Genomic DNA, 12,387 nt, shown 5'->3' with positions numbered 1-12,387 from the left:
GTTCCACTTAGCTGTGGGCGAAGATGTCCGCCTCATCCCAGCCCATCAGGTCGAGTTTCGCACGCGTCGGCAGGAAGCGGAAGCAGGCCTCGGCCTCCTTGGTCCGGTTGTCGCGCGCCAGCCGCATCGTCAGCACATCGCGCAGCTGGTGCAGGTAAAGCACGTCGGAGGCTGCGTATTCGAGTTGTTCGGGCGACAGTGTCTCCGCCGCCCAGTCCGACGATTGCTGCGCCTTCGACAGGCTGACGCCGAGAAGCTCAAAACAAATGTCCTTCAGCCCGTGCCGGTCGGTGTAGGTTCGGGTCAGCCGCGAGGCGATCTTGGTGCAAAACACCGGCTCTGGCATGACGCCGAAGGCGTTGTAGAGGACGGCGAGATCGAAACGGCCGAAATGGAACAGCTTGGTTATGCTGCGGTTCCTGAGCAGGCTGACGAGGTTTGGCGCCTTCTTCTGGCCGGGCGCGATCTGGATGACGTCGGCGGAACCGTCGCCCGGCGAGATCTGCACCACGCAAAGCCGGTCGCGATGCGGATTGAGCCCCAGCGTCTCCGTGTCGATCGCGACCGCCCCGACGTCGTAGTGCAAGAGCCCGGGCAGGTCGTTCTTGTGGAAGCGGATATCGCTCATCGTCTTCTCCGGTCGCGGCCCATTCGTGCGTCCAACTGGGCGCGGCGTCGCTCTATCCCGTCCTCGCCGCGATCCGATGAAAAATCAACAGAAAGTTGCAGTCTGGCCCTCTCAGCGTGTCAGCGCGTCGAGAATGCGCGCCCACGAGCGCTGGCCCTTGTGGAAGGAACTCATCTCGTATTTCTCGTTCGGCGAATGGATGCGGTCATCGTCGAGCCCGAAACCGACAAGCAAGGATTCGATGCCGAGATAAGTCTGGAAATCGCCGACCACCGGGATCGAGCCGCCGCTTCCCGTGGTCACCGCCGGCTTCGGCCACTCGTCGGACAGCGCGTCCTTGGCCTTGGCGAGAAATGGCGAGTCGTAGGAAAGCTGGATCGCCGGCGAGCCGCCATGCGAGTGGAAATCGACTGAGCAGTCGGCCGGGATGCGCTCCCTGACGAAGGCCTGGAAAGCGGCGCGGATCTTTTCCGGGTTCTGCTTGTGGACGAGGCGGAAGGACACTTTTGCCGAGGCTTCCGCCGCGATCACCGTCTTGAACCCTTTGCCGGTATAGCCACCTATAATGCCGTTGAACTCGGCAGTCGGCCGCGCCCAGGTGAGTTCGAGCACCGAGCGGCCGTGTTCGCCGGAAGGGATCGACAGGCCGACGGGCCCAAGGAACGTCTCAGCGGTCTCGCCGAGCGCCTCCCACGACTTCAGGATCTGCGAAGGCGTTTCCTCGACACCGTCATAGAAACCGGGAATGGTGACGCGGCCGTCCTTGTCGTGGATGTCGGCCAGGATCCTGGCCAGGATGCGAATCGGATTGGCGGCAGCACCGCCGTAGAGACCGGAATGCAGGTCGCGGTCGGCGGCTTTCACCGTGATCTCCTCGCCGACCAGACCGCGCAGCGCGACGCAGATCGACGGCGTATCGCGGTCCCACATGCCGGTGTCGCAGACGAGCGCGAAGTCGGCCTTGAGTTCGGCCGCATTTGCCTCGAGGAACGGCTTCAGCGATGGCGAGCCGGACTCCTCCTCGCCCTCGAACAGAATTGTGATGCGGCACGGCAGCCCGCCATGCACCTGCTTCCAGGCGCGGCAAGCCTCGACGAAGGTCATCAACTGCCCCTTGTCGTCGGCCGAACCACGTCCCGTGATCACCTGGCGGCCGGGCTCGATCTGCTTTACCGAAGGTGCGAACGGATCGCTTTCCCAGAGCTCGATCGGGTCGACCGGCTGCACGTCGTAATGGCCATAGAACAGGACATGCGGCGCGCCTGCCGGCCCGTCATGGTGCGCCACCACCATCGGATGGCCTGGCGTGTCTCGCACGCTGGCGTCGAAGCCGATCAGCTCGAGCTCAGCCACCAGCCATTCCGCCGCCTTGCGGCAGTCTGCGGCATAGGATGGATCGGTGGAGATCGACTTGATCCTGAGCAGGCCAAACAGGCGCTCCAGGCTCTCGTCGAGATTTTTGTCGAGGCGGTCGAGGACGGGAGAAATTCTGGACATTTTATCAAGCCTTTCGATTCTGAGCGGCAACCCTAAAGCTGCGAGGCAGAAACGAAAAGCCGGCGGTCGTTGGACCACGGGCACCGAAAGGCAAAAAAATGCCGCCGTGGTGGAGGGGGAACCACGGCGGCCTTTACTCGAAACGATGCGGCAGCCCGGAGAGGGGGATAGGCTGCCGCAAGTGTCCGGGATAGGCGGGGGACGGGCCTTGCTCCGGACCTCGGCGAAAAATGCCGATGGCGTTTATCTGTGTCTCCGAACGTGGCGATTCAAGGGCACGAAGATTACACTTTCGTAACATACCCGTGATCGGATCGACGTGTCAGGGATGTTGCCGGAACCGGTGGTTGAGGCCGCCTTTGGCATGGACCACGACGCCGCGCCGCGCTATCCCTTCGTCCCATGAAAAAAGGCGATCATCTGTTCCTTGTCGACGGCTCCGGCTACATCTTCCGTGCCTATCACGCGCTGCCGCCACTGACCCGCAAATCCGATGGGCTGCCGACCAGTGCCGTTCTCGGCTTCTGCAACATGGTGTGGAAGCTGACGCAGGACGCCCGCAACACCGATGTCGGCATCGTGCCGACGCATTTCGCCGTCATCTTCGACTATTCGTCGAAAACCTTCCGCAACGATCTCTACCCCGAATACAAGGCCAACCGCTCGGCACCGCCGGAAGATCTGATCCCGCAGTTCGGCCTGATCCGCCAGGCGACCAGGGCCTTCAACCTGCCCTGCCTCGAGACGGAAGGCTACGAGGCCGACGACCTGATCGCCACCTATTGCCGGCTTGCCTGCGAAGCCGGCGCCGATACCACCATCATCTCCTCCGACAAGGATCTGATGCAGCTGGTCGGCCCTTCGGTCGCCATGTACGACCCGATGAAGGACCGCCAGATCGGCGTTCCCGAGGTGATCGAGAAATGGGGCGTGCCGCCGGAAAAAATGATCGACCTGCAGGCGCTGACCGGCGATTCGGTCGATAATGTGCCGGGCGTGCCCGGCATCGGGCCGAAGACCGCAGCGCAATTGCTGGAACAGTTCGGCGATCTCGATACGCTGCTCGCCCGCGCCGCCGAGATCAAGCAGGACAAACGCCGCGAATCGATCATCGCCAACGCCGACAAGGCGCGCATCTCGCGTGAACTGGTGACGCTGAAGAACGACGTGCCGTTGAACGGCGGGCTCGATGATTTCGTGTTGCACCCGCCCGACGGACCAAGGCTGATCGGCTTCCTCAAGACGATGGAATTCTCCTCGCTGACCCGCCGCGTGGCGGAAGCAACCGGAACAGAAGCGGCTGACGTCAAACCCGTTCCCGTCATTATCGAGCGCGCCGACACCGCGCATGGTCCCGATATGGGGTTTGGCGTGCCGGGCGCCGCCGAAAGCGCGGCGGGCACAGTGACAGACGAAGCCGGGGAAGCGGTGCCGGCCACCGTCAAGGTGGAACCCAAGCAAGGCGACACCCCATCGCTTCTCTCGGCGCTTCGCTTCGAGGACGCCACCGCCAGCAAGATCGACACCAGCGCCTACGTCTCCATCCGCGACACTGAAGTGTTGAAGGCATGGGTGGCCGTGGCGATGGACGCCGGCATCGTCGGCTTCGACACCGAGACCAATTCACCCGATCCGATGCAGGCCGAGTTGATCGGCCTGTCCATAGCCACTGCGCCCGGTCGCGCCGCCTATGTGCCGCTCGCCCACAAACGCGGCAATGGCGACCTGCTCGGCGGCGGAGTGGTCGAAAACCAGATTCCGATCCGTGATGCGCTTGCCATTCTGAAGCCGTTGCTGGAGGACAGGTCGGTTCTCAAGATCGTTCAGGAGCTGAAATACGACCTCGTCGTCATGAGCCGCCACGGCATCGATATCGCCCCCTTCGACGACACCATGCTGATTTCCTATGTGCTCGACGCAGGCACGTCCGGCGGCCACAGCATGGCGGCCCTGTCGGAAAAGTGGCTCGGCCACTCGACCATTGCCCTCAAGGAACTGGCCGGCTCTGGACGAAGCTTCGTCGGCTTCGACCAGGTCGACATCGACAAGGCAACGGCCTATGCCGCGGAGCACGCCGATGTGACGCTCAGGCTCTGGCGGGTGCTGAAGCCGCGGCTTGCCGCCAAGGGCCTCGTCTCGGTCTACGAGCGGCTGGAACGGCCGCTGGTGCCGGTTCTGGCAAGGATGGAGCAGCGCGGCATCTCCGTCGACCGGCAGATCCTGTCGCGGCTCTCCGGCGAATTGGCACAGGGCGCCGCGCGGCTGGAGGACGAGATCTACCAGCTCGTCGGTGAGCGCATCAATATCGGCTCGCCAAAACAGCTCGGCGATATCCTGTTCGGCAGGATGGGCCTGCCCGGCGGCTCCAAGACCAAGACCGGCCAATGGTCGACCTCGGCGCAGCTCCTGGAAGACCTCGCCGCAGAGGGCCACGAGCTGCCGCGCAAGATAGTCGACTGGCGCCAGCTGACCAAATTGAAATCGACCTATACCGATGCGCTGCCCGGTTTCGTCCATCCCGATACGAAGCGCGTCCACACCTCATACGCGCTTGCCGCAACGACGACGGGCCGGCTGTCGTCCTCCGATCCCAATTTGCAGAACATTCCGGTACGCACCGTCGAGGGGCGAAAGATCCGGACGGCGTTCATCGCCGACAAGGGCAACAAGCTGGTTTCCGCCGACTACAGCCAGATCGAGCTGCGCGTGCTCGCCCATGTCGCCGAGATCCCGCAGCTCAAGCAGGCGTTTGCCGACGGCGCCGACATCCACGCCATCACCGCCTCGGAGATGTTCAACGTGCCGGTCGAGGGCATGCCCTCGGAGGTACGCCGCCGCGCCAAGGCGATCAATTTTGGCATCATCTACGGCATTTCCGCCTTTGGCCTGGCCAACCAGCTGTCGATCCCGCGCGAAGAGGCCGGCGCCTACATCAAGAAATACTTCGAACGCTTCCCCGGCATCCGCGATTATATCGACGCGACCAAGGCCTATGCCCGCGAATACGGCTATGTCGAAACGATCTTCGGCCGCCGCATCCACTACCCGGAGATACGGTCGTCAAACCCGTCGGTCCGTGCCTTCAACGAGCGCGCCTCGATCAACGCCCGGCTGCAGGGCACCGCGGCCGACATCATCCGCCGCGCCATGATCCGCATGGACGAAGCGCTGGAAAAGGCGAAGCTGTCCGCCCGCATGCTGCTGCAAGTGCATGACGAACTGGTCTTCGAGACGGCCGAAGCGGAGGTCGAGGCGACGATCCCCGTCGTGCGTCATGTCATGGAGAACGCCGCGATGCCGGCGGTGTCGATGTCGGTGCCGCTGCACGTCGACGCCCGCGCCGCCGACAATTGGGAAGAGGCGCATTAGCGCCTCATGCGGATGTCCGCGGCCGACCAGTTGCAATCTGTAGCGATCCTTCGCGCCCCCCTCTGTCCTGCCGGACATCTCCCCCACGAGGGGGGAGATTGGCAGCTTCGGCGCTGCAACCATCTTGCTCCGTTGGAGATTGGCGAAAGCCGGGATAATGGCCGATCTCCCCCCGTGTGGGGGAGATGTCCGGCAGGACAGAGGGGGGCGCTGTCCCTCCGGCTTCCACCGCTAGGTCACGGCACAACCGGCCCTTAAGCCGCCTCGGCCAGGCATTTGGCACAGGTGCCGCGGAACTCGATCACCGCCTTCTTGGCGGCGAAGCCGGTCGAGCGTACCCATTCGTCGAGCCGGTGCCCGACATCATGGTCGGAGAATTCGGTCACCTGCCCGCATGTGTCGCAGATGGCAAAGGCGGTCATCGAATGGCTGTGGTCGTGCGGCTCGGCGCAGGCGACAAAGGAATTGAGGCTTTCGAGCCGGTGCACGAAGCCGGACTTCACCAGCGTGTCGAGCGCGCGATAGACCTGCAGCGGGGCGCGAAAACCCCGATCGCGAAGCTGGTCGAGCAATGTATAGGCGCTGAGCGGCCCGCTGGCGGCCTCGAGTTTCTCGAGCACGCACAACTGGTTTTTCGTCAGCACATCCCTTGCCGCCATGATCCTGTTCCAACCCGTTTTGCGCCGGTTGCTCGTCATTTTCCGCATGCAAGCGGCTTCAATTCTCTCCAGATAGCGACGAACCGGCCTTTTTGCTACTGTTTCTGTGCCGGCGCCGCAAACCTGAAGTGATTGCCCTGAATCACTTGCGTGGCGGACCCTTGCGCTCGGCGGAGGCGGCCCACAGATTGATGTCGGCCTCGCGCGCGTAGGTGTCGATTTCGGCGAGTTCGGCATCGCTGAAATCGAGCGCCTTCAGCGCGCCGACGCAATCCTCGACCTGTTCCGGCCGGCTGGCGCCGATCAGCGCCGAGGTCACCCGGCCCTTGCGCAGCACCCAGGCCAGCGCCATCTGCGCCAGCGTCTGGCCGCGTCGGCCGGCGATGGCGTTCAGCGCCTTGATGTTGACGATGGTCTTGTCGTTGATGAAGGCCGGCCGCAGCGACTTGCCCTGGCTAGCGCGGCTGCCCTCAGGGATGCCGCCGAGATATTTGTCGGTCAGCATGCCTTGCGCCAGCGGCGTGAACACGATCGAGCCGACGCCGAGCCCCTCCAGCGTGTCGAGCAGACCGTCGTCCTCGACCCAGCGGTTGAGCATCGAATAGCTCGGCTGATGGATGATGCAAGGCGTGCCGAGCTGCTTCAATATGTCGGCGGCCTCGCGCGTGCGCTGCGAATTGTAGGAGGAGATGCCGGCATAAAGCGCCTTGCCCGAGCGCACCGCGTGATCGAGCGCGCCCATCGTTTCTTCCAGCGGCGTTTCTGGATCGAAACGGTGCGAATAGAAGATGTCGACATAGTCGAGCCCCATCCGCTTCAGGCTCTGATCGAGGCTGGCCAGCACATATTTGCGCCCGCCCCACTCGCCATAGGGTCCGGCCCACATCTCATACCCGGCCTTGGTCGAGATGATCAGCTCGTCACGAAAAGAGGAGAAATCCGTCCGCAGGATTTCGCCGAAAGCCGTCTCCGCCGAACCGGGCGGCGGGCCGTAATTGTTGGCGAGGTCGAAATGCGTGATGCCGAGATCGAAGGCCTTGCGCGCGATCGCCTGCTTGGTCCGGTGCGGCGTGTCGTCACCGAAATTGTGCCAGAGCCCGAGCGAGATCGCTGGCAATTTCAGGCCGGATCGCCCGCAGCGATTGTAGACCATGTTCTCGTAACGGTTTTCGGCGGGGACATAGGGCATGGGAGATCCTCAAATCAAAAGCGAGCCCGGCAGTTGCCACCGCGATAAAGGGTGAGTCGGCTCTGCCTCTCACCCTTAGCCTCTCGCCGTTCCTGTGGGGAGAGGGATCGCTGAAGCGCTTGCGTTACTTCTTCTTCGCCAAGAGCCCATTCTTCTTCGCCAACAGCCCTTCCGCATCCTTGACGCCCAGTGCCGCAGGCCGTTCGCAGGTGGTCTGCATGGCAACGAACTTTCCGCTCGCGCCCGACCGCAACATGCCGGTCATCACATCGACCGCATGCAGCGCCAGGTCCATCGAACAGCGATGCGGCCGGCCTTCCGCAATCGCCAGCGCCATGTCGGCGAGACCGGCGGTGCGATAGTTGGCCATCATGCCGTGCGAATGCATCTGGTTGGCCACGCCGAACGGATGCTTCCATTTCGGCAGCTTCTTGACCGGCTTGGCGGCATTGGTGAAGCGAACGTCGCCGCCAAAGAAATTCGGATCCGGCAAAAACACCGTGCCCAATTCGCCGTAGAGTTCCATCGGCGCATGGCCATGGCTCCACACGTCCCAGCTGCTATTGAGCGTCACCACGGCGCCATTCTCGAACTCCATCACGCCGTGGATGGTCGTCGGCGTCGCGACCAGGATTTTTTCGCCCGCGCGCGGCTTCGAACTGATGGTGCGTTCTGTCGAGGGGATCGAAGCGAAGGCCGCCACCTGCTTCACCGGCCCGATCAGCTGGATCAGGTTGGTGATGTAATAGGGTCCGATATCAAGCACCGGACCAGCGCCAGGCTGGAAGAAAAAATCCGGATTGGGGTGCCAGTGCTCCATCCCATGGCTCATCACATGGCATGTGCCGCTGGTGATCTTGCCGAGCTTGCCACTGTCGATGAGGTTGCGGACGAGCTGGTGCGCGCCACCGAGGAAAGTGTCCGGCGCCGAGCCGATGCGCAGTCCGTCTTTCTCCGCCAGTTTCTTCAGGTCCAGCCCTTCCTTGACCGACAGCACGAACGGCTTTTCCGAATAGACGTGCTTGCCGGCATCGAGGATCTGTTTCGACACCTCATAGTGCACCGCCGGAACGGTGAGGTTGACGATGATGTCGATGTCGTCGGCCTTGAGCAGCCCTTCGACTGTCTCGGCGCGCAGCTTGAACTCCTTCGCCCGCGCCTTGGCTGCATCCATGTTGATATCCGCGCAGGCGCGCATCTCGATGCCGCGAAACAGCGGCGCAAACGAGAAATACGCCTTCGAAATGTTGCCGCAGCCGATGACGCCGACCCCAAGTTTTTTTGCCATGCTGGTTTGCTCCTAATAGGTCTTGGCGGCTGCGATCGAGCGGCGGGCGAAGCGCTCGATGTCGTTGGGGTTGTCGTGTTCCATGACGTAGTATTTGGCGGCGCTTTTGGCGCGCAGCGCCTGGATCAGACCGGCCCAGTCGATCGTGCCGTGGCCGACATCCGACCAGCCGTCCTCGTCGAGGCCCTCGCCGGGCTTGGCGATGTCCTTGACATGGACGGCGGCGATGCGTTTGCCATGCTTCTCGATCCAGGGCAGCGGATCGTCGCCGCCGCGCACCACCCAGGCGACGTCCATCTCCCAGCCGATGTCGGGCGCTGCCGCCAGGATGTGGTCCTGCGGCACCGAACCGTCGGCAAGCTTCTTGAACTCGAAATCATGGTTGTGCCAGGCAAAGCCGTAGCCGGCCTTTTCAGCCGTCTCGCCGACCTTGGCCAGGCGTGCGCCGAAGCCGCGCCAGCCGGCGGCATCGGTCGGCCTGCTCTCGGCGACCAGATAGGGGCAGATGAGCAGCGTGATGCCGAGCGCGTCGGCGATTTTGCGCACGCCGTCGAAATCGTTCTCGAGCGCATCGATCGAGAAATGGCCGGTCGGCATGGCGAGGCCGTTCTTGTCGAGTTCGGCGCGAAATGCCCCGGGATCGTCATAGACGCCGCCGAACCCCTCGACTTGCGCGTAGCCAAGCTCGCCGAGCAACTTGAGCACCCCTGCCCAAGGCTGGAAGTTGCGGGCGCTGTAAAGTTGGAATGACCAATTCATCGTCTCTGTCCGTTCTCTGGGGATGGATGTGCTTGAGGGTGAAATTCTCGGGGTGTTACAGGCGGTTGCCGGTTGCAGCGTCGAACAGCGAAGCGCGCATCGGGTCAAAACCGATGCTCACGGTGTCGGCGTTGTTTGGCGTGCGCTCAGATGTCACCCGCACGGTGAAATTCTGATTTGCGAGCTTCAGCCAGACCAGCGTGTCGGAACCCATGGGTTCGACGACCACGACATTTGACGTGGCTGTGAACGGCCATCCGGAGCCGCTGTTGAACGCGACATGCTCGGGCCGGATACCGAACACCGCCGCTCCCGGCACGGGCTTCTTTTCGAAAGCGTAGGTGGCAAGCGGGATCCGCACCTCCTCGGCGACGAAGTGCCAGTTGCCATCGTCCTTCTCCAGCCTGCCGTCGAGGAAATTCATCGCCGGCGAGCCGAGGAAGCCGGCGACGAAACGGTTGACCGGGCGATTGTAGATGGTCTGCGGTGCGTCGAGCTGCTGGATGACGCCGCCCTTCATCACCGCGATGCGGTCGGCCAGCGTCATCGCCTCGATCTGGTCGTGGGTGACATAGATCATGGTGTTCTGCAGCTTGCTGTGCAGCAGTTTGATTTCGACACGCAATTCGGCGCGCAGCTTGGCGTCGAGATTGGAGAGCGGCTCATCGAACAGGAAGACGTCGACGTCGCGCACCAGCGCCCGCCCGATCGCCACACGCTGGCGCTGGCCGCCCGAAAGCGCCGACGGCTTGCGCTGCAGCAATGGCTCGATCTGCAGGATCTCGGCGGCCCGAGCGATGCGCCTAGCGATCTCGTCCCTGGGAATGCCGGCAACGCGCAGCCCGAACGACAGGTTCTTCTCCACCGTCATCTGCGGGTAGAGCGCATAGGACTGGAACACCATGCCGATGCCACGGTCCTTGGGCTCCTCCCAGGTGACGTTCTTGCCCTTGATGAAGATGCGGCCGTCCGAAACGTCGAGCAGGCCGGCGATGCAGTTGAGCAAGGTCGACTTGCCGCAGCCGGACGGCCCGAGCAGCACGATGAACTCGCCCTCGGCGACATCGATGTTGAGGGTTTCCAGCACCGAAATTGCGCCGAAATTCAGCGACAGGTCCTGGATCGAAACGCTGGGATTTTCGAGTCTTGTCATCATCATCCTTTCACCGCGCCGGCGGCGATGCCACGCACGAAAAGCTTGCCCGAAACGAAATAGACGACGAGCGGAACCAGGCCGGTCAGGATGGTGGCGGCCATGTTGACGTTGTATTCCTTCACGCCTTGCACCGAGTTGACGATGTTGTTGAGCTGCACCGTCATCGGATAGGTGTCGGGGCGGGTGTAGACGACGCCGAACAGGAAGTCGTTCCAAATGCCGGTCACCTGCAGGATGATGGCGACGACGAAGATCGGCAGCGACATCGGCAGCATGATCCGGAAATAGATGCCCCAGAAGCCGGCGCCGTCGACGCGTGCCGCCCGGAACAGTTCCTCCGGCATGGAAGTGAAATAGTTGCGGAACAACAGCGTCAGGATCGGCATGCCGAAAATGGAATGGACGATCACCAGGCCGCTTAGGCTGCCATAGAGGCCGATCTCGCGCAGGATGATGACGATCGGATAGATCATCACCTGATAGGGGATGAAGGCGCCGACGATCAGGATGACGAAGAAAGTATCGGCGCCCTTGAAGCGCCAGTTGGCAAGCGCGTAGCCGTTCACCGAAGCGATGGCGATCGACAGGATGACCGACGGAACGGTGATGCGCACCGAATTCCAGAAGCCGCGCGAGAGCCCGTCGCAGTTGAGGCCGGTGCAGGCGCTGGACCAGGCCTTCACCCAAGGCTCGAAGGTGATCTCCAGCGGCGGCGAGAAGATGTTGCCGAGGCGTATCTCCGGCATGCCCTTGAGCGATGTCACCACCATCACGTAGAGCGGCAGCAGATAATACAGCGCCACCACGATCAGCGTGCCGTAGAGGAAGATGTTGCGGCGCGAGAACACATGCCGCGGCTTCGGCCCTCGCGGCCCGGATGCCTCAAGCCCGATAGAGCCCGTACCGGCAGGCAGGGGAACGGCAAGGTCAGCCACGCTTCTTGCCTCCGAATTCGAGATAGGCCCAGGGAACGATGACGACCACCACCGACAGCAGCATCATGGTCGAGGCAGCAAAACCCTGGCCGAGGTTCTGGGCGAAGAACATGTAGTCATAGACATATTTGGCCGGCACTTCGGAGGCGATGCCGGGACCGCCGCTGGTTTGTGCGACAACCAGGTCATAGACCTTGACGATGCCGGCAGCGATGATGACCAGCGCGGTGATGAAGACCGGTCGCATCATCGGGATGATGATGAACAGATAGGTCTTCAGGGTGGGTATCCCATCCACCCGCGCGGCCTTCCAGATATCCTCGTCGATGCCGCGCAGGCCCGCCAGCATCAGGCACATGATCAGCCCGGTGCCTTGCCAGAGCGCGGCGATCAAGATGCCGTAGATGACGATGTCGGAATTGTAGAGCGGATCGAAGCTGAAGCTTTCCCAGCCGAGGCCGCGCACCACCCCCTGGATTCCGAACTCCGGGTTGAGCAGCCACTGCCAGACCAGACCGGTGACGATGAAGGAGAGCGCGAACGGGTAGAGGAAGATGGTGCGGAACGTGTCCTCGAAGCGGATCTTCTGATCGAGCAGCGCCGCCAGTATGAAGCCGATGACCAGAGAGAACACCAGCGACAGCACGCCGTAGACCAGCAGGTTCTCGATCGAGACCAGCCAGCGCGGCGTCGACCACAGCCGATAATACTGGTCGAGCCCGACGAAGTTCAGCCGCGGCAGCAGTTTTGAATTGGTGAAGGAATAGAGCACCGTCCACGCGCTGCCGCCAACGAAGATCACCAGTGCGGTGAGGACCATCGGAATAGAGGCGACCTTGGCATTAAGGTTGCGGAAGAGTTGGTTGGGGCGTTCGCTCTTGCTCATCTGCACAGCCGGGCTGGATCG

General features: G+C 62.6%; 10 protein-coding genes. 1 reads left to right on the top strand and 9 read right to left on the bottom strand.

What is annotated here, in order from left to right; genetic code table 11:
* Positions 1–7: 7 nt before the first annotated feature.
* A complete protein-coding gene (locus X738_RS49080) occupies positions 8–628 on the bottom strand; it encodes a ribonuclease D (RefSeq protein WP_023797414.1) in 621 nt (206 codons plus the stop codon).
* 111 nt (positions 629–739) lie between these two features.
* The gene (locus X738_RS49075) at positions 740–2,125 is read right to left on the bottom strand and encodes a M20/M25/M40 family metallo-hydrolase (protein WP_023797413.1); all 1,386 of its coding nucleotides are present in this window, start codon (positions 2,123–2,125) and stop codon (positions 740–742) included.
* Positions 2,126–2,527: 402 nt separating this feature from the next.
* Here X738_RS49075 and polA point away from each other — a divergent pair, with 402 nt between their 5' ends.
* On the top strand, positions 2,528–5,494 hold the full coding sequence (gene polA, locus X738_RS49070; protein ID WP_023797412.1) for a DNA polymerase I: 2,967 nt from the start codon (positions 2,528–2,530) through the stop codon (positions 5,492–5,494).
* Between the two features lie 254 nt (positions 5,495–5,748).
* On the opposite strand, the gene X738_RS49065 is transcribed toward polA, so the two are convergent.
* The 7 genes from X738_RS49065 to X738_RS49035 form a co-directional block, all read right to left on the bottom strand.
* Complete coding sequence (locus tag X738_RS49065) at positions 5,749–6,153, bottom strand: Fur family transcriptional regulator (RefSeq protein WP_023797411.1); 405 nt, start codon at positions 6,151–6,153, stop codon at positions 5,749–5,751.
* 142 nt (positions 6,154–6,295) lie between these two features.
* Positions 6,296–7,342: an L-glyceraldehyde 3-phosphate reductase gene (gene mgrA / locus X738_RS49060; RefSeq protein ID WP_023797410.1), complete on the bottom strand. Its 1,047-nt coding sequence runs from the start codon at positions 7,340–7,342 to the stop codon at positions 6,296–6,298.
* 124 nt (positions 7,343–7,466) lie between these two features.
* Entirely contained in the window at positions 7,467–8,630 is a 1,164-nt protein-coding gene (locus tag X738_RS49055; RefSeq protein ID WP_023797409.1) for a Gfo/Idh/MocA family protein, read from the bottom strand.
* A gap of 12 nt (positions 8,631–8,642) precedes the next feature.
* Positions 8,643–9,389, bottom strand: a complete 747-nt coding sequence (locus X738_RS49050) for a sugar phosphate isomerase/epimerase family protein (RefSeq protein ID WP_023797408.1) — start codon at positions 9,387–9,389, stop codon at positions 8,643–8,645.
* Between the two features lie 55 nt (positions 9,390–9,444).
* Positions 9,445–10,542: an ABC transporter ATP-binding protein gene (locus X738_RS49045; RefSeq protein ID WP_023797407.1), complete on the bottom strand. Its 1,098-nt coding sequence runs from the start codon at positions 10,540–10,542 to the stop codon at positions 9,445–9,447.
* A 2-nt stretch (positions 10,543–10,544) separates the two neighbouring features.
* Positions 10,545–11,480 (bottom strand): carbohydrate ABC transporter permease, encoded by a 936-nt coding sequence (locus X738_RS49040; RefSeq protein WP_023797406.1) that lies wholly within the window; start codon positions 11,478–11,480, stop codon positions 10,545–10,547.
* A complete protein-coding gene (locus X738_RS49035; protein ID WP_023797405.1) occupies positions 11,473–12,366 on the bottom strand; it encodes a carbohydrate ABC transporter permease in 894 nt (297 codons plus the stop codon). Before X738_RS49035 ends, X738_RS49040 begins: the two co-directional genes overlap by 8 nt.
* Between the last annotated feature and the right edge of the window lie 21 nt (positions 12,367–12,387).

This window comes from Mesorhizobium sp. L48C026A00 (assembly GCF_000502375.1).
GTDB lineage: Bacteria > Pseudomonadota > Alphaproteobacteria > Rhizobiales > Rhizobiaceae > Mesorhizobium > Mesorhizobium muleiense.
This window is presented reverse-complemented; position numbering and strand designations above follow the sequence as displayed.